Source organism: Mesorhizobium sp. B2-3-6 (genome assembly GCF_006442305.1).
GTDB lineage: Bacteria > Pseudomonadota > Alphaproteobacteria > Rhizobiales > Rhizobiaceae > Mesorhizobium.
On record NZ_VFVW01000001.1, the window covers coordinates 280,103 to 303,188 of the forward strand.

The following is a 23,086-nucleotide window of genomic DNA, read 5'->3' on the forward strand; positions in this document are numbered from 1 at the left end:
GGCGATGGAGGTTTTCACGGCATATCCACGCCGCGCCATTCCCCCGCTCCGTCTCGGCTTCGCCGAGCCACCTCTCCCCCACCTTCGTGGGGGCGAGGAACCCTGGTTCTGTTATGCCGCACCACCTAGGTGGCCGCTCTGGTCCTGTTTTCCTTGCCAATTGGCAAATACATGCTATATGTCTGCCAGTAGCGGGAGCAGAAAATGCAGCTTCAGTCCATCGTCACCACGCCGGCCGCGGTCGGCAGCGCCATCTCGGATGAAGAGGCGGGCGCCCTGGCGCGCACCACGGTCAATCTGTTCAAGGCCTGGAACTTGACCGACCTCGAGGCCTGCATCCTGCTCGGCGGCATGTCGGCGCGCACCTGGGCGCGCTGGAAGGAAGGCGGCATCGGCCGGATCGACCGTGACCTGCGCACCCGCATGGCGCATCTGATGGGCATCCACAAGGGTTTGCGCTATCTCTTCACCGAGCCGGCGCGCGGCTATGCCTGGATCCGCAAGCCCAATGCCACGTTCGGCGGCCAATCGGCGCTCGACCTGATGCTGCGCGGCGAAATCTCCGACCTTGCCGCGATGCGCGAATGGCTCGACGCGGAGCGTGGTGCATGGTGAGTGGGCTCGCGGTCCGGCGCCGCGTCCACTGGCCCCAGACCTTCCGCATCATCCGCTCCATCCATCCGCCGATCGACCTCTTCGAGGACATTGCCGACCCACGCGATTGGGAAGCGCTGGCCGCCGTCGAGGAGAAGACCAATCCGCGCATCCGGCTGGAACTCGGCGACCTCGGCAAGGTTCCTGCCGAAAGGCGGGTGTCCGGACCCGGCGCAAGTTTCGTGATGGCGCCCTTCGTGCATTGCTCGACCTTGCGGCCCGGGCGGTTTTCCGATGGCAGCTACGGCATCTACTATGCCGGCGACAGCGAGGAGGTGGCGCTGGCCGAAACCATCCACCACCACCAGAATTTTATGCGCGCCACCAAGGAGGAGCCGGGCTGGACCGCGGATTTCCGCGTGCTGATCGGCAGCGTCGATCGCGACCTCGATGACGTCAACGCGGTGCCCGGCGCGCTCGACCCGGACGACTACACCGCCTCGCAGGCCGAAGGCCGCGCCTTGCGTGCGGCCGGCAGCGACGGGCTGGTGTGGAACAGCGTGCGCATGCCAAGCGGGCAGTGCATCGGCATCTTCTGGCCGGATGCAATCACCGTTCCCGTCCAGGGGAGGCACTACAGCTACCACTGGGACGGCCGCCGCGTGGATTTCGTGCGCCAGCACGATACAGGCAAGGTGCTGGCGGTCACTTGAAGGCGGCGGCGCCGGTCAGTGCCGCAGGATCTTGCTCAGGAAGGCGCGGCTGCGATCGGTCCTGGGGTGCGAGAAGAACTCGTCGGGCGTGCCGCTTTCGACGATGGCGCCGGCATCCATGAACACCACGCGCTGGGCGACCTTGCGGGCAAAGCCCATCTCATGCGTCACCACCATCATGGTCATGCCTTCCTCGGCAACCGCGACCATGACGTCGAGCACTTCCGAAATCATCTCGGGGTCGAGGGCGGAGGTCGGCTCGTCGAACAGCATGATCTTTGGGCGCATGCCGAGGCAGCGGGCGATCGCCACACGCTGTTGCTGGCCGCCTGAAAGCTGCGCAGGATAGGCGTTGACCTTGTCGGCAAGCCCGACCTTGGCCAGCAGTTCGCGGCCGGCCTGCTCGGCCTCGGCGCGCGGGATTTTGCGGACATGGATCGGCGCCAGCGTGACGTTTTCGAGCGCGGTCTTGTGCGGGTAGAGGTTGAAGGACTGGAAGACGAAGCCGATCTCGGTGCGCAGCTTCGTCATGTTGGTGGCGGGGTCGCCGAGCCGCTGGCCGTCGACGACAAGGTCGCCGTCCTTGATCGTCTCCAGCCCGTTGATGCAGCGGATAAGCGTGCTCTTGCCCGACCCGCTCGGGCCGCAGACGACGACCACTTCGCGCGGCTCGACGCTGAGCGTGATGTCCCTCAGCACGTTGAGCGTGCCGAACCATTTGTTGACGCCGCGAAAATCGATCATGCCCGTTTTGGTCATGTGGTCAGAACCTTTGGGTTCGATGTCATATCTGCACCTCGCCATGGGCGGCACCCATGCGCCGTTCGAGCCGGCGGGCGAGCATGATCAGCGGATAGCAGACGATGAAATAGCCGACGCCGACGAGGAAGAACACCAGCAGGCCGTTCGGCACGCGCTGCACCACCAGCCAGCCGACGCGGGTGAGGTCGGTCAGGCCGATCGCCGACACGACCGAAGAATCCTTGATCAGCAGCACATATTGCCCGACCAGCGGCGGCAGCACGATGCGCATCGCCTGCGGTAGCACCACCTGGCGCATGCGCTGCCAGCGCGACAGGCCGGACGCCAGTGCCGCCTCGACCTGGCCCGTCGGAACCGAACGGATGCCGGCGGCGACGATCTCGCAGATGAAGCAGGCGGCGAGGTTGGTCAGCGCGATGATGCCGGCGGTGAAGGCGTCGAGCTCGATGCCCAGCTCCGGCAAGATGAAGAAGATCAGGAATATCTGCACCAGGAACGGGGTGCCTCGGATGAGGTCTACCCAGGCACCGATCACGCCGGCGATCAACCGGTTGCCGCCGGTCCGCAAGATGCCCAGGCCGAAGCCGAGCAGGGTGCCCAGCACCAGGCTGATCAGCGACAGCACCACGGTCATGCCGAGGCCGCGCAGCGCCAGCGGATAGCTGCCCGCAAGGCTTTGCAACTGTTGCCAGATCATATGCGCGCTCCCGCCGAGCCGAGCCAGCGGCCGGAGAGAACCGCCAGCCCTTTGAGGCCGTAATAGAGCAGGAGGTAGAAGGCGGCGATGGTGAGAAATCCTTCCGCCGGCATGAAACGGTCGGAGGCGAGCAACTGGCCGGCGCGCGTCAGCTCGGCAACCGAGATCAGCGACAGGAGCGCCGAATCCTTGACCAGCACGATCGCTTGTCCCAGCAGCGGCGGGATCGTCACCTTGAACGCCTGCGGCAAGACCACCAGGCGCATGCGCTGGACATAGGTCATGCCCGAAGCAACACTGGCCTCAACCTGGCCGCGCGGGATCGACAGGATGCCGGCGCGAATGATTTCAGCGACATAGGCGCCGCTGTTCAGTGACAACGCGAGGATGCCGACGACGAGTTCGGGCAGCACGAAACCGAGGCGCGGCAGGCCGAAATAGAGAAAATAGAGCTGCGCCAGCAGGGGCGTGGCGCGTACGGCGTCGATATAGGCCTTGGCCGGCACCCGAAACAGCCAGCCGCGCTGCAGGTTCATCGCGCACAGCAGGATGCCGACCGCGAGCGCGCCGAAAAAGGACAGCGCCGACAGCCACACTGTCGTGACCAGGCCCTGCCCGAACAGGGGCAGGTATTCGACGATGGTGCGGAAGCTGAAATTCTCGAGCATGGGCGTGAATGGTGATTAGGGAGTAGTGAGTAGTGAGCAGTGAGTAGTGAGGCGGATCCGGAATTCCCTATTCACTACTCACTAATTCGCTACTCACTAATCCCTAATTCCCTAATCCCTAATCAGTGATCTTTCTTCCAGTCTTCCGAATTGACCCAGTAGTCGAGGTTCTTCTGCAGGCGGCCGTCGATGGTGACCTGGTTGAGGAACAGGTTCATCCAGATCAGGAGATCCGGCTCGTCATAGCGGGTGGCGAAGGCAAGCGGCTCCTTCGAGAGGAGGTCCGGCATGATTGTGAAGGTCCCGGCCGGATAAGCCGTCGACTGGCCCTTGACCGCCGAGACGTCGTTGACGCCGCAATCGGCCTGGCCGTTGTTGACGGCGTCGAGCAGCAGCGGACCGCCGCCCTTGTAGCTCTTGATGTCGGCATCGGGGAAGGCTGCCTTGGCTTCCTTCTCGCCGGTGGCGCCGAGCAGCACGGCGATCTTGGTGCCCTTGGCCTTGCAGTCGTCGGCGGTCTTGAACTTGCCGTCGGCCTTGGTGAAGACGGTGCTGCCCGTATACATGTAAGGCGTGGTGAAGGCGACCTTCATGCCGCGTGCCAGCGTCGGCGTCATGTCGGCGACCAGAAGGTCGGCCTTGCCCGAAAGCAGCGCCGGGATCAGGCCGTCCCAGTCGAAGTCGAGGAAGGTGATCTTGACGCCCATTTCCTTGGCCATCAGTTCGGCCAGTTCCACGGAACTGCCGGTGCGTTCGCCATTGGCGCCGACCAGCGAGAAGGGCGGTCCCTGCGTCTGCACGGCGACACGCAGTTCGCCGCGCTTGGTGATGTCGTCGAGCGATCCGGCGCTGGCGGCGGCGGTGAGACCGGCCAGTGCGAGGCCGGCGATGAAAAGCTTGGCAATCTTCATTGGTTTCATTGGGCATTCCTCCTTTTGTCGTCTTGTTGTCTACCCTACAGGGTGCTTTTTGAGCGGCGGCGCCTTTGCCAGCGGCGGCCACCGTTCGAAAATCCGTCTCCTCAGTGCCGGGCCGCCGTTTCGGCGACCGCGATGCCGCGCCTGGGCAACGCGCCGAAGAAAGGCGCGTCCGGCACATGCAGCAGCGGGTTGAGCAGGCCGAGGCCCCCGAGAACCGCTATCCTCATGCCGGCTCCTTGCGAATGCTGTCGTCGGACCAGCAGCCTTCCGGCAGGCTGACCCATTTGTTGCAGGACGCCATGACGACGAAGGTCTCGCTGCGCACGACCTCGCCCGGCTCGCCGGCGCCCGGGATCAACTCGCTGGTGACGCGGTAGAGATCGGCGACGTCGCCGGCCACCGTCACGTCGACGATGATGTCGAAGCGCCCGGTGACGACCGAGGCCGAGTTGACGAAGGGCAGTTCGGAAATGCGCTGCGCCAGCTCGCGGGCGCGGCCGCGCCCTTGCGCGTTGATGCCGACGATGGCCGAGATCAGTTCGGGCCGCTCCGTCAGGTTCAGGAGCCCGACGATCTTGAGCAGGTTGCGGTCGAGCAGGTTGCGCAGCCGCGTGCGCACCGTCGGCACCGAGATCGCCAGAATCTCGGCAAGGCGGTTGATGCCCGGCTGCGCGTCCTGCGACAGCTGTTTGACCAGCCGCCGATCGGTCAGATCGAGATGTTCCCGCAAGTCCCCCGTCTTTCATAAAACGAAAAAAGCTAGGCGATTTTTTTGCCTATGTGCAAACAAGCTATTTCATGGATTCCTCAAAGGCAAGGCATGATTCCACGCGAATTCAGCATGTGGCGGCGGCTTCACACCAGCGCGGTCACCAACAGCTTGGCCTGCGGCGTCAACGTGTCGAAGCGGCGGGCGCAGAGATTGAGCTGGCGGGTTCCCCAGTCGTCCGTCAGCCGCAGGCTGCGCAGGCTGGGCGCCGAGCGGCGCACCGTGCTTTCCGGCACGATGGCGACGCCCGCGCCCTGCGCCACCAGCCTGCAGACATTGTCGAGGCCGGGCACGCGGATGCGAAAATGCAGATGACCGCCCAGGCGCGCGGCTTGGCGGGAGATGTGCTCCTGCAAGGGATGGCCGGCGCTCAGGCCGACAAAGGTTTCACCGAGAATGTCGGCGAGGCCGGTCGCGCGGCCTTCGAGGCCGGGGCGGTTGCGCGCGGCGATCACCACCAGCCGGTCAACGAAGAACGGTTTCTGTTCGAGATGGGAAAGGCCGGCCCAGGTCGCGGCAATGCCAAGATCGGCGGCGCCGCTCGCCACCGCCTCGGCGATCTCGTGGCTGGGGCGCTCATCGAGCTCTATGTCGATGCCGGGATGCGCGACCAGAAAGGCCGGCAGCTTGTCGCGCAGAAGCTCGCTGGTGGCGGCCGTGTTGGCGAGCAGGCGGACCCGCGCGCGCAGTCCGGTGGCATAGGCGCCGAGCTCGCCGGCCATCGCCTCGATCTGGTTCTGCACCGCGCGCGCGTGGTGCAGCAGTGCCTGGCCGGCGGCGGTCGGCACCACGCCGCGCCGGCGGCGCTCCAGCAGCGGCGCGCCGAGCCTGTCCTCCATGCCCTTGATGCGGGCGCTGGCCGAGGCCAGCGCGAGGCCCGCGAGCTCGGCGCCATGGGTGATGCTGCCGCGCTCGGCAACCAGCAGGAACAGCCGGAGATCGACGAGGTCGAAGCGCATTTTTTCCTCCCGCAAGACAGCCCGGGCGCACGCGATCGACGGCGCATCCGGCCGACCGCTTCCGGCCCCAGCCTTCGCCTCGGGCGAAGGCTGGGGCCGTAAATTCCACATTGTGGGTGACGGCGAATTTCGTCAAACAGTTTCGGTGGAGGTCCATGATGAGAAAACCAGCATCGAACCGGCAAGGGCTCGGCATTGCTGAAAGCGCGGCGATGCTGCTGGCGGTTGCCGTCGCCCTTCTGGCCGTGGCGCGCTCGGATTCCGGCATGCCAGGATGCGCCATGACATCCGCCTCTGTCAGCAGCGCCGCCGCCGGACCGGCGGGGCCGGCAGCGGGGATCGAGGCTGCCGACATGCTGCTCCATGATTGAGCCGCTGCCGGACACGCCATCATGCTGAGCGCCGCCGCCGTCGCCTGGATCTGCGCCGTCTTCCTTGCCGCCGGCTTCGTCAAGGGCGTGGTAGGGATGGGCCTGCCGACGGTGGCGATGGGCCTGCTGGCGGTGACCATCGCGCCGGCCGAGGCGGCCACGCTTCTGCTGATCCCGTCGCTGGCTACCAACCTGTGGCAATTATTCACCGGTCCTTCGTTCGGCGGGCTCGTCAGGCGGCTATGGACGATGATGGCCGGCGTGGTGATCGGCACCGTTGCCGGCGCCGGCCTGCTCACCGGCGCGCATACGGTGGCCGCGTCCGGCGCGCTCGGCGTGGCACTGATGCTCTATGCCGTTCTCGGCCTCGCCAAGGCCGGCTTCTCAACGCCGCCACGCCACGAGGCCTTGCTATCGCCGCTGGTCGGGGTGGCAACTGGCCTGGTCACCGGCGCCACCGGCGTCTTCGTCATTCCGGCGGTGCCCTACCTGCAATCGCTGCGGCTGGGCAGGGAAGAGCTGATCCAGGCGCTCGGCCTGTCCTTCACCGTGTCGACGGCGGCGCTGGCCATCGGGCTGTTCAGGGCCGGCGCCCTGGCCTCGCCGACGGCCGGGCTGGCGGGTTCGGTCGCGGTGCTGGCGCCCGCGCTCGCCGGCATGGCTGTCGGCCAGGCGCTGCGCCAGCGCATGGGCGTCGAGACTTTTCGCAAAGTGTTCTTCGCCGGGCTCTTGGCGCTGGGATTTTATCTGGTGGCCGAAGCGGCGTTTTGAGCACCGCTTGCCGAACGCCGACTGGCCGGACCGGCCTACCGCACCACCAGGACCGGGATTTCGCTGTAGGAAACGACTTCCGCTGTTTGGCTTCCCAGAAGCAGCCTGCCCAATCCGCGGCGGCCGTGCGAGGCCATGACGATCAGGTCGCAGCGTTCGGTCTGCGACAGCTCCAGGATCGCCTCGGCGGGCCTTCTGTCCTCGATGTGCACGACCTTGGCCGACACGCCCAGCCCCTCGGCGGAAGCCTTGCATTTGTCGAGCACCTCCTTGCCGTATTTGCGGGCTTCTTCCTGATAGGCGGCCAGCCCATCGCCCGCGGCGTAGCCGGCCATGGCGCCGCCCCAGGCGAAGATCGGGAATTGTTCCGAGACGGTGACGAAGGTCACGGCGGCGCCGAGGCCCTTTGCCAGCCCGAGGCCGTGGGCAACGCCCTTGTCGGCCAGTTCCGACCCGTCGGTGGCGATGAGCAGATGTTTGTACATGATGATCGTGACCTATCGTGCTTGGTGAACTATGGACCACACATAGTTATGCCCGGCGCCCAGTCATTGTGCCAATGCGGCGGGGATCAGGGCCAGGGAATGTGGTGGGCATCGCGTGGACCGCACCCAAACGAGCGTTCCACCCCCGGACTTTCGCGCCAGCCGGATTCCCCTTCGCCGCATCGTCCTCTAAGGTGCGGCAGCTTCGAAAGGCCCATCATGAGCAGCGCGTTTCCTCAAATCCATCTGGTCCGGCATGGCGAGACGGCGTGGAGCCTTTCGGGCCAGCACACCGGCCGCACCGACATGCCGCTGACGGCGGCCGGCGAGGCCGCCGCGCGGGGTGTGGCGGATCGGCTGAAAGGCCTGCCGTTTTCGGCCGTGTGGTCGAGCCCTTCGCAACGCGCCTACAACACCAGCGTGCTTGCCGGCTTCGGGGCGCAAAGCGTCAAGATAGACGACCTGCAGGAATGGGACTACGGCGCCTATGAGGGGCGTACCACCAGGGAAATCCTGGCCGAACGGCCGGGCTGGAACGTCTTTCGCGATGGCTGCCCGCAAGGCGAAACGGCGGCCGATGTGGGCGCCCGCGCCGACAGGATCATCGATCGCCTGCGCGAGGCCAACGCCGACACGCTGATCTTTTCCAGCGCGCACTTCCTGCGCGTGCTCACCGCCCGCTGGCTCGGCTTGCCGCCGCAGGACGGCGCGCTGTTCGTGCTTGATACGGCCAGCATCAGCGTGCTCGGCTACGAGCATGACCTCGGCGAGCCGGTGGTGCGCAAATGGAACGGGAAGTAGGACGGCCTAGCTGTCGAACTTCCGGATCGCCTCGGCGGTTACAGGCGTGAAGAAATTCACCAGATTGCAGTCCGGGTCGCGGAACAGCAGCGAGCGGTTGCCCCAAGGCATGGTGGCAGGCTCCTGGACAATTGCGCCCTTGATGGTTTCCGCCAGCCTGGCAAATTCTGCATCGACGTCGCCGACTCGGAATTCGATTATGGCCGTGCGGTTGTCGGCTGGGCGGGCGATGTCGCTGCCGAACAGCATCAGGGTGCGCGTGCTGCCGATCGCCAACGTGCAGGCCGGCGTCGCCAGTTCGGCGAAGTCCTCCGTGTACATCGTCACCGGCATGCCGGTGATCTCGCCATAGAAGCGCACGAGGCGCTGGACATCGGACGTGATGATGCGGACAGAGACGAAATTCATCGCATTGGCTCCTTGATCGTCGAAGCCGCGGCTGGGCTCCCGGCCTTCTATAGGCCGGGGCTCCTGACAGCTTTCCGTCAGGAGACGGAAGTGCCGGCGCGATTTTCAGATATGCCGAACGACAGTGCCAACCCTGCGCCTATTCACCCCGCCAGCAGCGCCAATTCATCGGGCGTCAAATGCCTTGTCGTACCCTTGGCGAGGTCGCCGAGCGGCAAGCGGCCAATGGCCACGCGGATCAGGCGCTTGACCTCAATGCCGTGGGCGGCGAGCAGGCGCCGGATGTGGCGATTGCGGCCCTCGTCGAGCACGATCTCCAGCCAGGCGGTGCGGCCGCCGCTGCGCAGCAGCCCGATCGAGTTCGCAGTCAGCATTTCACCCTCGACGGTAGCGCCGGCGCGCAGCGCTTCCAGCTCCGCCGCGTCGGGCACCGTGCCGATCTGGACATGGTAGGTCTTGGGCAGGTGCGAGGCCGGGTCCATCAGCCGGTTGGCAAAGCGCGTGTCGTTGGTCATCAGCAGCAGGCCCTCGCTCGCCTTGTCGAGCCGGCCGACGGGGGAGACGAAAGGCAGGTCGAGCCCTTCGAGGCAGGCATAGACGGTGTCGCGCTCGAGCGGGTCGTCGCGGGTCGTGACCAGCCCGCGCGGCTTGTTGAGCATGAGATAGACCTTGCGCTCGGCAACGATGTCTTCGCCGTCGACGACGATACGGTCGCGCTTCATATCGACGCGCAGGGAAGCATCGCGCGCGACCTTGCCACCGACGCGCACGCGGCCCTCGGCGATCAGCCGCTCGGCCTGCGTGCGCGAGCACAGGCCGAGCTTCGACAGCGCGCGGTTGAGGCTGACGCCGGGTCGTGGTGGTCGTGGAGTCATGCCGCTTCGGATCGATCCGTTGTACCGGACCAGATGCCATGGCCGGCGACGGTTGCGCAAGCCGCCGCCGAGGTCGGGACCTTGCCGGACAGCGGTGCCGCCCGGCAAGCGCTAGTCGCGCCGGCTCAGGCCGCTTGCTCGGTCTCGTCCGCGATCCCGTTCAGCACGGAAAGCGCGTCGGCTGGCAGCTCCAGCTCCGCCGCCGCGATGTTTTGCCTGAGATGCGCAATGGACGAGGTGCCGGGGATGAGCAGGATGTTGGGCGCGCGACGCAGGAGCCAGGCGAGCGCCACCTGCATGGGCGTGGCGCCGAGTCTTTGCGCGACATCGGCCAGCGTGCTGGATTGCAGCGGCGTGAAGCCGCCGAGCGGGAAGAACGGCACATAGGCGATGCCGGCCGCGGCAAGCTCGTCGATCAGTGCGTCATCCTCGCGATGCGCGATGTTGTACTGGTTCTGCACGCAGACGATGTCGACGATGCCGCGCCCCTGCGCGATCTGGGTTGATGTGACATTGCTCAAGCCGATATGGCGCACCAGACCCTGACGCTGCAGTTCGGCGAGCGTATTCAGTTGGGGTTCGAGCGAGCCTTCGGCGGGGCCGTGTATGCCGTGCATGGAGCGCAGATTGACGACCTCGATCGTGTCTAGTCCCAGATTGCGGAGATTGTCGTGCACGGCTTGCGTCAGTTCCTGCGGCGACATTGCGGGGATCCACGATGCATCGGCGCCGCGCCGGGCACTGACCTTGGTGACAATCGTGAGATTGGCGGGATAGGGGTGCAGCGCCTCGCGGATGATCAGGTTGGTGACGTGCGGACCGTAGAAATCGCTGGTGTCGATATGGTCGATACCGCTCGCCACCGCCTCGCGCAGCACGGCGAGTGCACCGTCATGGTCTTTCGGCGGGCCGAACACGCCGGGTCCAGCCAATTGCATGGCGCCGTAGCCCATGCGCTTCACGGTGCGGTCGCCGAGCTTGAAGGTTCCGGCCTTGCTGATGTCAGTCATGGTCTCGATCTCCTTTGCATCGGCCAGATATAGACAATGCACGCCTGCGCGATAATATGGCGCAATCGGCACAGGCTGTGCGGAAAGGCGTACAATGACGGATCTGGGCGACCTCCAGGCATTCATGGCGGTGGCGCGCGCCGGCGGCTTTCGCGAGGCGGCCAGGGTCAGCGGCGTCAGCGCCTCCAGCCTCAGCGAAACGGTGCGGCGGCTGGAGGCGGGGCTCGGCGTGCGGCTCCTCAACCGCACCACGCGCAGCGTCGCACCGACCGAGGCCGGCGCACGCCTGCTGGAGCGGCTGGGCCCCGCGCTCGGCGAGGTCGAGGCAGCACTCGATGTCGTCAACGGCTTTCGCGGCCGCCCGGCCGGCACGCTGCGGCTCAACGTGCCTGTCGTGGCGGCGAAACTGGTGCTGCCGCGCCTTCTGCCGCCCTTCCTTGCCGCCTATCCCGACATAAGGCTGGAGGTGACCGCCGAGGACAGTTTCGTCGACATACTGGCGAGCGGCTGCGATGCCGGCATCCGCTATGACGAGCGGCTGGAGCAGGACATGATCGCCGTACCGATCGGCCCGCGCCGGCAGCGCTTCGCCACCGCTGCCGCAACGGTCTATCTCGACCGGCGTGGCCGGCCCGACCATCCGCGCGACCTCCTCGATCACGCATGCCTGCGCGGCCGCTTCGCCAGCGGCCTGACGCCGCCCTGGGAGTTCGAGCGCGACGGCGAGATAGTGAGCGTCGAGCCGACCGGGCCGCTGCTGGTCAGCACCGGCACGGCTATGGCGCTTGCGCTCGATGTGGCGGTTGCCGGCGGCGGCATCGTCTCGCTGTTCGAGGACTGGCTGCGCCCCTATTTCGACGATGGCCGGCTCGAGCCGGTACTGGAGCCCTGGTGGCAGGAATTTTCCGGCCCGTTCCTCTATTATCCCGGCCGCCGCCTCATCCCGGCGCCGCTACGGGCATTCATCGACTTTGTCGGCGGGATGCGGTGGTGAGGCGCCGCGATAACGGTTTCAAGGACGCATCGTCGGACGCAACCGGCTGCGCATTTCTGGAATGTTCCAGGAAGGAGCAGGGATCATCGCACCGGCTCCGATGACACCTGCGCTTTGGAGTGCCGGGCCAGTTCGCGAATCCGCTCCGCGACCGCGCTGTCGACCGGATTGTAGACGGTCAGGCTCAGATCCGGGCGGCCGTCGACCGCGAATCCCGAATATTCCAGCTCGATGTCGCCGAGCACCGGGTGCTTCAGCCGCTTGGTTCCGTCGCCGTGGCTGAGCACGTCGTTCTCGCGCCACAGGGCGGCGAATTCGGGGCTGGCGCTGCACAGTTCGTCGACGAGTTCGCGTACCTCGGACACCGCGCCGGCACGCGCCGCGTCGGCGCGGAAGGCGCCCACCACGAAACGGGCGAGGCTTTCCCAGTCGTGCTGCTTTTCGCGGATGGCCGGGCTGCGGAACATGAAGCGCAAAATGTTGCGCTGGTCGGCGGGCAGGGCGCTGTAATCGGTCAGCACGACCTGGGCGGCGCGGTTCCAGGCAACGACATCCCAGGTGGCGGTCCTGACCAAGGCGGGGCTCGCTTCAAGCGTGTCGAGGAGGCGCTGCAGCCGGGGGCTGATGCCTTCCGCGCCGATATAGCGGACCTCGGGCGGGCGTCCGAGCCCGAGCATGAAAAGGTGCTCGCGCTCGGCCTCGGTCAGCATCAGCCCCTTGGCGATGCGGTTCAGCACATCGGCCGAAGGCGCGCCGCCACGACCCTGCTCCAGCCATGTGTACCAGGTCGGGCTGATGTTGGCGCGCTGGGCCACCTCCTCCCGGCGCAGCCCCGGCGTGCGCCGGCGCCCTGAAAATCCGAACGAGGCCGGATCGAGCCGGGTGCGCCGGTCTCTCAGAAACGCCGCGAGCGAACCGGCGGAATTGGTGGGCATCCTGTTAGCCATTATACCACGATAAGATCACTACTTTAATGGAATAATAGACCGGCGATACTGCGCAGGCAATCGTGCAGGAGAATCGCATGCGTATCTTTTTGACCGGCGCGACCGGTTTCATCGGCTCGGCGCTCGTGGCTGAGCTCATCAAGGCGGGCCATCAGGTGGTCGGCGTCACCCGCTCCGAAGCGGGGGCCGAAGCGCTGACGGCGGCGGGCGCCGAAGTGCATCGGGGAACGCTCGAGGATCCCGAGGGCCTGCGCGACGGCGCGGCAAAGGCGGAAGCGGTGATCCACACGGCGTTCGACCATGATTTTTCGCGGTTTGCCGAGAATTGCGAGAAGGATAGCCGGGTCATCGCGGCACTCGGCCAGGCATTGGCCGGATCCGACCGGCCGCTGGTGATCACTTCCGGCGTCGGCGTGGGCAGCCCCGGACATGGCGAGCTTGCCAGCGAGGACGTCTTCAACGCCAGCCATCCCAATCCGCGCATCGCCTCGGAGCTCGCCGGCAATGCCTTGCTGGAAGCCGGCGTCAACGTCTCGGTGGTGCGGCTGCCGCAGGTTCACAACCCGGTCAAGCAAGGGCTCATCACGCCGCTCATCGAAATCGTGCGCCAGAAAGGCGTTTCGGCCTATGTCGGCGAGGGCCGCAACCGCTATGCGGCGGGCCATCTCCTGGACGCGGCGCGCCTCTACCGGCTGGCGGTGGAAAAGCGGCAGCCCGGCGCGCGCTATAACGCGGTCGGCGAGGAAGGCGTCGAAGTGCGCGCGATCGCCGAGGTGATCGGGCGGGGCCTCAACGTACCGGTGGTTTCGATCGCTCCGGAACAGGCGGCGGAGCATTTCGGCTGGATGGCAATGTTCGCCCCGATGGATCTACCGGCCTCCAGCGCGCTGACCCAGGCGCGGCTCGGCTGGTATCCGACCGGTCCGACGCTGATCGCCGATCTCGAGGCCATGCGGTACGACGTATGATGCGCCGATAAAGCGTCGTCAGCCGACGGCGTAGCGCAAATGGACGAGCCCGTGGGCGAGGGCTTCGCAGCTTTTGAGCGACAGTTGCATCTTGCCCGCGAGGCCGGTTTCGCCGAATTCGACGAAACCCTGGTTCGCCGCCCGCCCATCAAGAGCGGGAGCGACGAGAAGGCTGAGCTCATCGACAAGGCCGGCCGCGAAGAAGGAGCCGTTGATGCCGGCGCCGCCCTCGAGCAGCAGCCGGCGAATGGCGAATTCGCGGTTGAGAACTTCGAGCATCCGGCCGAGATCCATGTCAGCCGTTTCCGCCACGATATAGGACACGCCGTCGGCAGCGAGCTCGGCCAGGTGGCTGTCGGCGACATCGTGCCCAAGCAGCACCACGACATGGTCGCCGCCAATGTCGGGTTTGGAAAAGTGGAGCTTGCCCGATGGATCGAGCGCCACCGCGTAGCTTCCCGTACCGGTTTGCGCGACATGATAGGGTCGGTCGACCTTGCCCGCATCGGCCGGCGGGTGCGCGCCGGCCTTGCTCATCTCGGCCATGGTGACGCGGCCGACGATCCAGCCGTCGCCCGCAAAATCATTATGGATATACTCGTAGAGGCTCGACCATTCGGCCCGGGTTCCGTCCGGGCTGGCCGTGTAGCGGCTCGGGTGGAGACTGCCGTCCAGCGACGCGATCATATGGCAGATGATGTGCGGTTTCATGCGGGTGTCTCCAGGGAATGGGCTCAGGCGCGGTTCAAACTAGGGCCAGCGCCGGAGAATGGAAGCTGGGCACCCGGCTCATCCAAATTCCGACCATTGCCGACTGGGCCTGTTATATCGATGTTGCACAAATGGTTGAGCCTGGGCTAGCATCCGTTTGCTGGTGCCGACGGGAGGCAGTTTTTGCAACGGCGATCAGCTGGAGCGGCATGCGTTAGCAAACGCAAGGAGGATGCTCCAACACTTTGAACCGACGCATGATCCTTCCTGAAACCGTCCCGGTTTCCGGGGCCGTGCGTTCTTGTGGAGGAGGATCCCATGAACAGACGTGAATTCCTGATGACGTCCGTGGCCGCGGGCGCGATGGTGCTTGCCGCGCCCTCGGTATTTGCGCAGGACAAGCTCACCATTCTCGGCTCGGTGCCCAGTCTCGGCTTTCCGTTCTTCGTGCACATGCTGAACGAGATCAAGGCGGAAGCCGCCACGCAAGGCGTCAACCTGACCGAGAGCGATGGCCAGAACTCGGCCACCAAGCAGACCGCCGACATCGAGGCGGCCCTGGTGCAGAAGGTCAACGCCATCGTGATCTCGCCGCTCGACGTCAACGCGCTGGCGCCGGCCATCGAGGAAGCGGTCAAGGCCGGCGTTCCCGTGGTGACGATCGACCGCCGCGTCGACGGCGTCGAGGGCATCCTCGCCCATGTCGGCGCCGACAACGTCAAGGGCGGCGAGGCGGAAGCGCAGGCCGTGGTGGCGGCGTTCCCCAACGGCGCGAAACTGTTCCACCTCCAGGGCCAACCCGGCGCCGGGCCGGCGATCGACCGCAACAAGGGCGTGCACAATGTGCTCGATCCCTTGAAGGACAAGTACCAGATCGTCTTCGAGCAGACCGCCAATTTCGCCCGCGCCGAGGCGCTGTCGGTGACGGAAGCCGGCCTTGCCGCCAACGGCAAGCCGGACGCGATCGTCTGTGCCAATGACGACATGGCGCTGGGCGCGCTCGAAGCCTGCGCGGCGCGCAACTTCACCGACGTCAAGATCTACGGCTTCGATGCGCTGCCGGAAGCGCTGGTCGCGGTCCGCGACGGCAAGCTCGCCGGCACGGTCGAACAGTTCCCCGGCCAGCAGTCGCGCACCGCCGTGCAGATCGCCGTCGCCTACGCCAGGGACAAGACGGAGCCGAAGGAGAAGCTGGTGCTATTGACGCCGATCGTCATCGGCAAGGACAATCTCGACAAGGCCGAGAGGTTGAACGAGACGAAGTGAGCTCGCATGGAGAGGTCGGCGGGGCAGCACCCCCCTCTGGCCTGCCGGCGATCTCCCCCTCAAGGGGGGAGATTGGCTGTTTGTTCTGCTTTCGCTAATTCTTCAACGTTCGAGGAAAAGCGCGGCCGGTGATACCGCCAATCTCCCCCTTGAGGGGGAGATGGCCGGTAGGCCAGAGGGGGGCGTTCGAGCGCCGACGGAGCCAGCATGAACCGCATCGAGGAAGCAATCATTGGCTGAAGCCGCACCCGCCCTGCTCTCCATCGAAGGCGTCACCAAGCATTTCGCCGGCGTCACCGCGCTGAACGATGTCTCGCTCGACGTCAGGCCTGGCGAAATCCTCGGCCTGCTCGGCGAAAACGGCGCCGGAAAATCGACGCTGCTGAAAATCCTGTCGGGCGTCATGCCGCCTTCCAGCGGCCATGTCATTTTCGACGGGGCCGACTACCGGCCGTCGAGCCCGCAGGATGCCAAGCGGCTAGGTATCGTCACCATCTACCAGGAGCTCAGCCTGATCCCGACGCTGACGGTGGCGGAGAACATCTTCATCGGCCGCGCCCCGACCGGTCCGCTCGGCCTCGTCTCCTGGCGCAAGATGGAGCAGGACTCCCGCACCATCATCGCCCGCGTCGGCCTCACGATCGATCCGATGACGCCGGTCTCGGCGCTTTCGGTGGCCGAGCAGCAGCTCGTCGAGATTGCACGGGCGCTGTCGCTGAAGAGCCGGCTGATCATCATGGACGAGCCGACATCAGCGCTGACCGAGACAGAGGTGCAGCGGCTGCTGTCGATCATGGACAGGCTGCGCAAGGACCATGTCGCCATCATGTTCGTCACCCATCGGCTGGAGGAGGCCGCCGCCATCTGCGACCGCATGACGGTGCTCCGGGACGGCAGGTTGGCCGGCAATCTCGACCGCGAAGGCGGGCCGATCCGATTGCCGCGCATCATCGAGAAAATGGTCGGCCGCGCGGCGTCCGAGCTCTATGCGCGGCCGGCGCAGCGCACGGTGGCCGGCGACGTCGTGCTGTCGGTGCGCGGGTTGCGCACCGTGCGCGACCCCGAAGCGCCGCACGCCATCGTGCTCGACGGCGTCGATATCGACCTGAAGGCCGGCGAGATCCTGGGTGTCGCCGGCCTCGTCGGCTCGGGTCGCACGGAGCTGGCGCGCGCCATCTTCGGCGCCGACCGGATCGCGGGCGGCACGATCACGCTCGACGGCAGGCCCATCGCGCCGGCCTCGCCGGCGGATGCCATAGCGCTCGGCATCGGCCTTGTGCCTGAGGATCGCAAGCATCAGGCGATCTTCGCCGCGCTCGGCATCCTGCCGAATTTCTCCGTCGCCTCGCTCGGGCGGTTCAGCAATGGCTTCGGCTTCATGGCCGAGCGGCGCGAGCGCGATGCGCTGGCGGGGTTCCGGAAAATGCTATCGATCCGCATGGCGTCGGCCGAGCAGGCGATCGAGGGCCTGTCAGGCGGCAACCAGCAGAAGGTGATCCTGGCGCGCTGGCTGGCGCGCGACCCCAAGGTGCTGATCGTCGACGAGCCGACGCGCGGCGTTGATGTCGGCGCCAAGGCCGAGGTGCACCAGATCCTGGTGCAATTGGCAGCGCGCGGCATAGCGGTGATGATGATTTCGTCCGAGCTGCCCGAAGTGCTGGCTGTGTCGGACCGGATCGTGACCATGCGCAAGGGGCGCATCACCGGGCAGATGCCGGGCATCGAGGCAAGCGAGGAAAAACTGATGGAACTGATGGCGCTCGACCAGCCGGGAGCGGTTGAGGAGGAGGCACGATGAGCGTGGCCGAGGAGCAGAGCCGGCGTGGCGGCATCAGCATTGCGCGGCTCTTGATGAATTTCGGGCCGCTGCTATTCCTGGCGGCGCTGGTGGTCGTCTTCACCGTGCTGAAGCCGAGCTTCATCGATCCGATCAATCTGTTCAACATCACCCGCCAGATATCGATCACCGGGCTGATCGCGCTCGGCATGACCTTCGTCATCCTCACCGCCGGCATCGATCTTTCGGTCGGCTCGCTGCTCGCCTTCTGCGGCATGGTGGCGGCCGTGGTCGCCAAGGGCGGCACCGCCAACACACTGTCGCTGTCGACGTCGGGAACGCAGGGCTATGGCTGGTTCGCGGCGCTGCTCGCTGCCGTGGTGGTGGGGGCGGTGGCCGGCGGTGTTCAGGGCTTTGCCATCACCAGGCTGAAAGTGCCGCCCTTCGTCGTCACGCTTGGCGGGCTCACCGTGTTTCGCGGCCTGACGCTGACCATCTCCAATGGCGGCCCGATCTCAGGCTTCGACGCTTCTATGCGCTGGTTCGGCACCGGGCTGATCGGCCCCGTGCCGGTGCCGGCGATCATCTTCGCGGCGGCCGCCATCCTGTGCCACATCGTGCTACGCTACACGCGCTATGGACGCGCCGTCTACGCCGTCGGCGGCAATGCCGAGGCCGCACGGCTGTCGGGCTTGCGCGTCGACCGCATCCTGGTCTCGGTCTATGTCATCGTCGGCTTCTTCGCCGGGCTCGCCGCCTTCGTGCTGTCGGCCAGGCTGAATTCGTCCGAAGCGGTGGCCGGCATCGGCTACGAGCTGACGGTCATTTCGGCCGTCGTCATCGGCGGTACCTCGCTGTTCGGCGGCATCGGCTCGGTGGGCGGCACCGTGGTGGGCGCCGCCCTGATCGGCGTGCTGCAGAACGGGCTCCAGTTCAACAACGTCTCGTCCTACACGCAAAGCATCGTCATCGGCCTAATCCTGATCCTGGCGGTGGCGTTCGATCGCTGGCTGAAGTCGCGGGTGAGGCGCTAATTCTTTCTCCCTTGTTGTCGGAGAAGGGGAAATCGCCGCTCTGGCAGGAGAGCTCGCCACCTTTCTTGCAAAACAACCCCCCTTTGCTAGAAGGATTTCGGGCGGGTGGCATTCTGAGAGAACCCCATGTTTGCCGATATCATCAGACCGATCAGCTTGAGTTTTTCGCTGCTGCGGCGGTTCTGGCCGCAGCTCGTCGTGCTGGTGCTGGCCGGTGTTCTGGCCGGCGATCTCTTGCTGCAACTGGCGGCCAAGGTGGCGCTCGCAAACCATTTCGCCGGGCTCGCCATGCTGACGCTAGTGGCGCTGGCGCAACTGGTGGTGACGGTGGCGATGTTCCATGTGCTGCGTCCCGGCTTGCCCCATGTGCTGGCCGCGCAGCGTGGCGCGGAAAAGGCCACGGTCGCCGAGGGGCAGGGAACCGCGGACCGGCGCGGTTCGCGGCTGGTGCGCATGATCACCATCGCGCTGTTGCCCTTCTTCGCCTATTACGCGGCCTGGGGGTTCCTCGGCGACATCGTGCGGCAATATTCGCGCGAAACGCTCGACCAGGCCGGCTTCGGCCAGAGCGCCAATGTTCTGGACGTGCTGGATTCGCGCTGGCTGCTGGCCTCGGTGGCGGTGTCCTGGCTGGTGCGCCGGCTGGCCAAGTTCATGCAGGCGAAAACGGGCGCCGCCTCGTTCTGGCAGATCGTGGTGGTGATCTGCGAGACCAACTGGATCTTCGTCGGCCTCTACGTCATCAGCCGCTGGAAGGACAGCGCGCTGCAATGGCTGATGAGCCGCAATTTCTGGTCGGTTCTGCAGGCGTCGGCCGACGGGCTGGCGAGACCGGTGCCAGCGGCGACGGCCGCGCCGATGGTGCCGGTCGAGATCACCTCGATCGCGCCCTCGACGATCGCCGTCAACCTGTTCTTCTACATGCTGTTGCCGCTGATCTGGCTGGTGATGGCGGCGCTGATCTATGGCTATGATGTGCGCGACGATACGGCACTGATGCGCGTGCACGGCCGGCTGGAACGCGTCGGCAAGCGCTATGCCGGCCTGCCGAGATTCCTGCGCGATTTCGTCGAGCATTTCGTCGCCGGCTACCGCTCGCGCTATCTGCCGATCGCCAATGGCGTGCGGCTGACGGTGAGTTCCAGCCTCGTATTGCTGTGTACGCTGATCGTCGGCTATCGCCTGCTCGACTGGGGCGCGGCCTGGCTGTGGCTCGGCGCGACGCGGCTGATCGGCCCGCACGAGCTCGACGTCTGGCAGATCCTGTCGCATGGCGTGACGCTGTTGTTCGGCAGCCCGTTCCAGGATTCCTCCACCGGCATCCTGGTCGAGCCGCTGCGCATCTGCTTCCTCGCCGCGGTGCTGGAGACGGCGTTCTCGCTTTCGAAGGGGGGCGGTCGTTCCCGGTAGCGACGGGAACGACCGTAGCGTATCCTTGCCGCGCCTTGCCATGTACGTGCGATGGGGCGAAAGTGCGATCTTTCCTGGTCTCGTAAACAGACCGCCTGTTTGCACTCGCAAGATCGAAGAGAATGGCATGACTTACTTCTTCCGCCGTCGAAGTGAGGCAATGACCTTCGGCCTGCCTGTGGTCTGCTGCGCGCTGGCGTTGATATTGCAATCGAACATAGAGCCGATCGAAGATCGGACGGCGATTGTGGTGATCGTTGCCGGCATATCGATCATCCTTACCTTGGCAACCGTCTTTGCCGTGGTGCGACATGCGGAGGCGATAGCCCGACGTGTTGGACAGCCGTACGGCACCCTGGTCCTTACCTTGGCCGTAACGACGATCGAAGTGTCGATCATCGTCTCGATGATGCGACATGGCGCCAACAATCCGACCCTGGCGCGAGAATCCGTGTTCTCCACGGTCATGATCGTTTGCACCGGCATCGTGGGGCTGTGCCTGACACTTGGCGGGTGGCGGCACCGCCACCAGGACATCCGAAGGCAAGGCACAAGTTCCTTTCTTTCGGTGCTGACCGCGATCACGGTGCTGACGATGGTGCTCCCGAATTATACGCTTGCCACCAGCCCCGGGACATTTTCTCCCACGCAACTGGCCTTCGTCGCGCTGCTGTCGCTCTTGCTCTACGGCAGTTTCGTTTTCGCCCAGAGCTACAGCCAGAAAGAGGACTTCCTGGAGGTGCAGGTGCGTGAGAGCGCTCCGGAAAGCCATTCTCCGCAGGTCCACGGCGTGCCAACGCATTTCGTCTTCCTGCTTCTGGGACTGGTCGGGATCGTCCTGCTGACCGAACGGGTCGCGGCTGGCGTTGAAGATGGCCTTACCTATCTGCAGATCCCGCAATCGGATGCGATCGTCGGCGCGATGATTGCGTTTGTCGTGCTGCTCCCCGAGGCGATCTCCGCCATCAAGGCATCGTGGGGGAATGAGCTCCAGCGCGCATTGAACGTCGCTTTGGGCTCGGCGTGCGCGACCATCGGACTGACGATCCCGGCAGTGGCGGCGGCCAGCCTCATCACCGGAAAGTCGCTCAACCTCGGTCTCGGTCCGAGCGACGTGATTTTGCTGGTTCTGGCCCTTGCGGTGAGTGTCGTAAGTTTCAGTACCGGACGCACGACGGTTCTCACCGGACTTGCTCACCTCGTCGTCTTTGTTGCCTACGTCCTGTTGATCGCCGTGCCGTGACTCCGGACTGCCGGCGCTGTCGCTACTTCGGCGGCCGTTGAAACCGCAGGTACCACGGCCGCCCGCTTCCCAGCCCAATGGCGGGACGGATGGTCTTGATGGCATCCTCCGGCACGATGAAGGTGTCGCCGATGGTGATGACGTCGCCTGTCTTGGCGCCGGAGAAGATCGCCGAGGTGCAGTTCATCACGCCGTCCGGCAGTCTGACGCCCGAAATCATGTCGGGGAGCCAGCGGCGGCCGGCGGCATCGGTCAGCATCAGCCTGCAGCCCAGCCATTGCTTCTGCAAGTCGGGATCGCCGACGGTGACGGAGAAGGTGGCGATGACGGCGAAGGCCTGATCGGGCAAGCGGCCGGCCTTGCCGCCGCGCAGGTCCGCCAGCTTCCAGTCGCTGCCGCCGAAGTGCGCGGACTGGCCAAACTCGACATCCCTGGCGATGAGGTCTTCGCCGCCCAGCCATTCGCGCAAGCTGTCATGGCTGGTTTCTGCCAGCGCCAGCGGCAGCAGGATGACAAGCGCCGCCAGGCTGCGCCTGCGCCATTTTTTCTCGACCTGCCGCTCGGCGGCCGGCCCCATGTCGGTCGCGACGGCGCTCATGGCTTGCCCTGCGGTGTCTGGCCCGGAGAAGTCTGGCCCGGTGGTGCATCCAGATCGTATTGCGGCAGGATGCCGGCCGGTTGTCCATCGGCGCCGGCAGACAACCCGTCGAAGCTGATGCGGGCCTGCGCGTCGAGCGCGCCAAATTGGCGTTCCGAGACCAGCAGCCTGGCGCCGCCGATCTGGTCGGGCGGTACTTCGAAGACGAACAGGCCGCGTTTTTGCAAGCCGGGATCGACGCCGTGCGGCGGCATGTCCTGGCGATAGCCCAGCCGCTCCGTCTGGCGGTAGCGCAGACCGGTCGGACCTTGCCAGATGCCGTCCGCGACCGTGATGGAGGCGTCGGTCGCGGTGAGGCTGGTCGTCACCACCGCCCACACGCCGCTCGTCGTCAAAAGCTTTTGCTGCCCGAACTGGTTGGTCTTCAGCGCGCGGGCAAAGACAACCTCGTCAAGCCGCACGTCGAAGCTGCGTGCCCGCACCGTGTCGTGCATGGCGCCGTCGACCGGGATGGGCGCGGTGAGGTCGGCATAATGCGGCTTGGAAAGCTGCATACCGTAGCTCAGCGCCACGGTGGCGGCGAGAATCGCGAGATTGCCGAGGACCCGCATCCTCATGAGCCGGCTCCCGGCGTGTCCGTTGCCGGCATATCGGCGAGCGGCAAGGTCACGGTGCCGAGACGGTAGGGATTGTACCAGCCGGGCGTGCCGTAGAGATTGTCGCGCGGCTTGAAGATCTCCGCGGTGACGCCGAAGGCGAGCGTCGGCGGCACGGCGGCGTCGCCGGCCAGCGGCCAGACATAGGCCAGGCGCTCGGTCATGCCGGGGTGCAGTTCCGGCGCCAGGGTCGAATCGCGTATCAGGGCGATCATCGGCATCGAGTCCGGCAGGGTGATTCCCTCCGGCTTGAAGACAGCGAAGTAGGCCTTGTTGGATTCGGCCGTGCGGTTGGTCATGTCGGCCTCCAGCACCAGTGCCTTCTGGCCCGGTTTCAGCGGCACGCCATGGATGTCGGCATGGCTGACATAGGCACGCACCGGTTTGATGCGCCAGCGGCCGGCATCGATGGCGGCATCGGACGGCAGTTGCGGCGGAGGGTGAGCGGGCAGGGCGCCAAAGGCGCCCATGAGGCCGGCCGCCAACAGCGCGGCGATGGTTCCCGCGCCTGCCGTCATCCAGGCCTGGACTCTTGAACGGGCAGTCTTGAACATTCCCTGATATGCACGTCGAACGATCAGCCACCCGCAGGCAATCTAGGAAGAAAACGCGCGGATGGGAACCCGCAAATGGCGGCATTGCCCAGTCCTTCTCGTGGCTGCGTCTCTCTCGTGGCGCA

At 65.8% G+C, this 23,086-nt stretch carries 28 protein-coding genes; 12 read left to right on the plus strand and 16 right to left on the minus strand.

The features are described from left to right. The first annotated feature begins 204 nt into the window (after nucleotides 1-204). Both FJ953_RS01305 and FJ953_RS01310 read left to right on the plus strand, forming a co-directional pair. Complete coding sequence (locus FJ953_RS01305) at nucleotides 205-615, plus strand: MbcA/ParS/Xre antitoxin family protein (RefSeq protein ID WP_140565462.1); 411 nt, start codon at nucleotides 205-207, stop codon at nucleotides 613-615. Then, on the plus strand, nucleotides 609-1,307 hold the full coding sequence (locus FJ953_RS01310; RefSeq protein WP_140516231.1) for an RES family NAD+ phosphorylase: 699 nt from the start codon (nucleotides 609-611) through the stop codon (nucleotides 1,305-1,307). Before FJ953_RS01305 ends, FJ953_RS01310 begins: the two co-directional genes overlap by 7 nt. Before the next feature lie 15 nt (nucleotides 1,308-1,322). Here FJ953_RS01310 and FJ953_RS01315 read toward each other — a convergent pair whose 3' ends face one another. From FJ953_RS01315 to FJ953_RS01340, 7 genes are all read right to left on the minus strand, one after another. Next, on the minus strand, nucleotides 1,323-2,066 hold the full coding sequence (locus FJ953_RS01315; protein WP_140622851.1) for an amino acid ABC transporter ATP-binding protein: 744 nt from the start codon (nucleotides 2,064-2,066) through the stop codon (nucleotides 1,323-1,325). Nucleotides 2,067-2,091: 25 nt separating this feature from the next. After that, entirely contained in the window at nucleotides 2,092-2,766 is a 675-nt protein-coding gene (locus FJ953_RS01320; protein WP_140499164.1) for an amino acid ABC transporter permease, read from the minus strand. Further along, nucleotides 2,763-3,434, minus strand: a complete 672-nt coding sequence (locus tag FJ953_RS01325) for an amino acid ABC transporter permease (protein WP_140521400.1) — start codon at nucleotides 3,432-3,434, stop codon at nucleotides 2,763-2,765. The genes FJ953_RS01320 and FJ953_RS01325 overlap by 4 nt, the downstream gene beginning before the upstream one ends. A 122-nt stretch (nucleotides 3,435-3,556) precedes the next feature. After that, a complete protein-coding gene (locus tag FJ953_RS01330) occupies nucleotides 3,557-4,345 on the minus strand; it encodes an ABC transporter substrate-binding protein (RefSeq protein ID WP_140623470.1) in 789 nt (262 codons plus the stop codon). A 110-nt stretch (nucleotides 4,346-4,455) separates the two neighbouring features. Continuing rightward, nucleotides 4,456-4,581 carry a hypothetical protein gene (locus FJ953_RS31070; RefSeq protein ID WP_263483102.1) on the minus strand — a complete coding sequence of 42 codons (126 nt, stop codon included), beginning with the start codon at nucleotides 4,579-4,581 and terminating at the stop codon, nucleotides 4,456-4,458. After that, nucleotides 4,578-5,084: an Lrp/AsnC family transcriptional regulator gene (locus tag FJ953_RS01335; RefSeq protein ID WP_140499160.1), complete on the minus strand. Its 507-nt coding sequence runs from the start codon at nucleotides 5,082-5,084 to the stop codon at nucleotides 4,578-4,580. Before FJ953_RS01335 ends, FJ953_RS31070 begins: the two co-directional genes overlap by 4 nt. Nucleotides 5,085-5,209: 125 nt before the next feature. Next, nucleotides 5,210-6,082, minus strand: coding sequence for a LysR substrate-binding domain-containing protein (locus FJ953_RS01340; protein ID WP_140622853.1), 873 nt, complete (start codon nucleotides 6,080-6,082; stop codon nucleotides 5,210-5,212). Nucleotides 6,083-6,240: 158 nt separating this feature from the next. Between FJ953_RS01340 and FJ953_RS01345 the strand changes: the two genes are divergently transcribed. Further along, on the plus strand, nucleotides 6,241-6,453 hold the full coding sequence (locus FJ953_RS01345) for a hypothetical protein (RefSeq protein WP_140622855.1): 213 nt from the start codon (nucleotides 6,241-6,243) through the stop codon (nucleotides 6,451-6,453). 21 nt (nucleotides 6,454-6,474) lie between these two features. Then, nucleotides 6,475-7,224 carry a sulfite exporter TauE/SafE family protein gene (locus tag FJ953_RS01350; RefSeq protein WP_140622856.1) on the plus strand — a complete coding sequence of 250 codons (750 nt, stop codon included), beginning with the start codon at nucleotides 6,475-6,477 and terminating at the stop codon, nucleotides 7,222-7,224. Between the two features lie 35 nt (nucleotides 7,225-7,259). On the opposite strand, the gene FJ953_RS01355 is transcribed toward FJ953_RS01350, so the two are convergent. Next, complete coding sequence (locus FJ953_RS01355) at nucleotides 7,260-7,709, minus strand: universal stress protein (protein ID WP_140622858.1); 450 nt, start codon at nucleotides 7,707-7,709, stop codon at nucleotides 7,260-7,262. 219 nt (nucleotides 7,710-7,928) lie between these two features. Between FJ953_RS01355 and FJ953_RS01360 the strand changes: the two genes are divergently transcribed. Continuing rightward, nucleotides 7,929-8,510 carry a histidine phosphatase family protein gene (locus FJ953_RS01360; protein ID WP_140622860.1) on the plus strand — a complete coding sequence of 194 codons (582 nt, stop codon included), beginning with the start codon at nucleotides 7,929-7,931 and terminating at the stop codon, nucleotides 8,508-8,510. Between the two features lie 6 nt (nucleotides 8,511-8,516). Here the strand turns inward: FJ953_RS01360 and FJ953_RS01365 are convergent, their stop codons facing one another. The 3 genes from FJ953_RS01365 to FJ953_RS01375 form a co-directional block, all read right to left on the minus strand. Then, nucleotides 8,517-8,918 (minus strand): VOC family protein, encoded by a 402-nt coding sequence (locus tag FJ953_RS01365; RefSeq protein WP_140622862.1) that lies wholly within the window; start codon nucleotides 8,916-8,918, stop codon nucleotides 8,517-8,519. A gap of 143 nt (nucleotides 8,919-9,061) precedes the next feature. Then, a complete protein-coding gene (locus FJ953_RS01370; RefSeq protein WP_140622864.1) occupies nucleotides 9,062-9,793 on the minus strand; it encodes a pseudouridine synthase in 732 nt (243 codons plus the stop codon). 125 nt (nucleotides 9,794-9,918) lie between these two features. Then, a complete protein-coding gene (locus tag FJ953_RS01375; RefSeq protein ID WP_140622866.1) occupies nucleotides 9,919-10,803 on the minus strand; it encodes an aldo/keto reductase family oxidoreductase in 885 nt (294 codons plus the stop codon). Between the two features lie 94 nt (nucleotides 10,804-10,897). Between FJ953_RS01375 and FJ953_RS01380 the strand changes: the two genes are divergently transcribed. Continuing rightward, a complete protein-coding gene (locus FJ953_RS01380; RefSeq protein ID WP_140622867.1) occupies nucleotides 10,898-11,797 on the plus strand; it encodes a LysR family transcriptional regulator in 900 nt (299 codons plus the stop codon). Between the two features lie 83 nt (nucleotides 11,798-11,880). Here the strand turns inward: FJ953_RS01380 and FJ953_RS01385 are convergent, their stop codons facing one another. Beyond that, nucleotides 11,881-12,732 carry a helix-turn-helix transcriptional regulator gene (locus FJ953_RS01385; RefSeq protein ID WP_181171589.1) on the minus strand — a complete coding sequence of 284 codons (852 nt, stop codon included), beginning with the start codon at nucleotides 12,730-12,732 and terminating at the stop codon, nucleotides 11,881-11,883. A gap of 89 nt (nucleotides 12,733-12,821) precedes the next feature. On the opposite strand from FJ953_RS01385, the gene FJ953_RS01390 reads away from it, so the two are divergent. Next, a complete protein-coding gene (locus tag FJ953_RS01390; RefSeq protein ID WP_140622871.1) occupies nucleotides 12,822-13,712 on the plus strand; it encodes an SDR family oxidoreductase in 891 nt (296 codons plus the stop codon). Nucleotides 13,713-13,730: 18 nt separating this feature from the next. On the opposite strand, the gene FJ953_RS01395 is transcribed toward FJ953_RS01390, so the two are convergent. Further along, complete coding sequence (locus FJ953_RS01395) at nucleotides 13,731-14,423, minus strand: RibD family protein (RefSeq protein WP_140499138.1); 693 nt, start codon at nucleotides 14,421-14,423, stop codon at nucleotides 13,731-13,733. A gap of 318 nt (nucleotides 14,424-14,741) precedes the next feature. Here FJ953_RS01395 and FJ953_RS01400 point away from each other — a divergent pair, with 318 nt between their 5' ends. The 5 genes from FJ953_RS01400 to FJ953_RS01425 all read left to right on the plus strand — a co-directional run bounded on the left by FJ953_RS01400 (nucleotide 14,742) and on the right by FJ953_RS01425 (nucleotide 21,153). Next, nucleotides 14,742-15,689: a substrate-binding domain-containing protein gene (locus FJ953_RS01400; protein WP_140499137.1), complete on the plus strand. Its 948-nt coding sequence runs from the start codon at nucleotides 14,742-14,744 to the stop codon at nucleotides 15,687-15,689. A 232-nt stretch (nucleotides 15,690-15,921) separates the two neighbouring features. Continuing rightward, entirely contained in the window at nucleotides 15,922-17,487 is a 1,566-nt protein-coding gene (locus tag FJ953_RS01410; protein ID WP_140622873.1) for a sugar ABC transporter ATP-binding protein, read from the plus strand. Beyond that, the gene (locus FJ953_RS01415) at nucleotides 17,484-18,500 is read left to right on the plus strand and encodes an ABC transporter permease (RefSeq protein WP_140516199.1); all 1,017 of its coding nucleotides are present in this window, start codon (nucleotides 17,484-17,486) and stop codon (nucleotides 18,498-18,500) included. The genes FJ953_RS01410 and FJ953_RS01415 overlap by 4 nt, the downstream gene beginning before the upstream one ends. 126 nt (nucleotides 18,501-18,626) lie before the next feature. After that, entirely contained in the window at nucleotides 18,627-19,910 is a 1,284-nt protein-coding gene (locus FJ953_RS01420; protein ID WP_140622875.1) for a hypothetical protein, read from the plus strand. A gap of 160 nt (nucleotides 19,911-20,070) precedes the next feature. Beyond that, the gene (locus FJ953_RS01425; protein WP_246674679.1) at nucleotides 20,071-21,153 is read left to right on the plus strand and encodes an ionic transporter; all 1,083 of its coding nucleotides are present in this window, start codon (nucleotides 20,071-20,073) and stop codon (nucleotides 21,151-21,153) included. Nucleotides 21,154-21,175: 22 nt separating this feature from the next. Here FJ953_RS01425 and FJ953_RS01430 read toward each other — a convergent pair whose 3' ends face one another. The 3 genes from FJ953_RS01430 to FJ953_RS01440 are packed head-to-tail and all read right to left on the minus strand — an operon-like array spanning nucleotide 21,176 to nucleotide 22,925. Beyond that, a complete protein-coding gene (locus tag FJ953_RS01430) occupies nucleotides 21,176-21,751 on the minus strand; it encodes a hypothetical protein (RefSeq protein WP_140516193.1) in 576 nt (191 codons plus the stop codon). Continuing rightward, nucleotides 21,748-22,362, minus strand: coding sequence for a hypothetical protein (locus FJ953_RS01435; protein WP_246674681.1), 615 nt, complete (start codon nucleotides 22,360-22,362; stop codon nucleotides 21,748-21,750). The genes FJ953_RS01430 and FJ953_RS01435 overlap by 4 nt, the downstream gene beginning before the upstream one ends. A gap of 2 nt (nucleotides 22,363-22,364) precedes the next feature. Further along, complete coding sequence (locus tag FJ953_RS01440) at nucleotides 22,365-22,925, minus strand: hypothetical protein (RefSeq protein WP_224519033.1); 561 nt, start codon at nucleotides 22,923-22,925, stop codon at nucleotides 22,365-22,367. Between the last annotated feature and the right edge of the window lie 161 nt (nucleotides 22,926-23,086).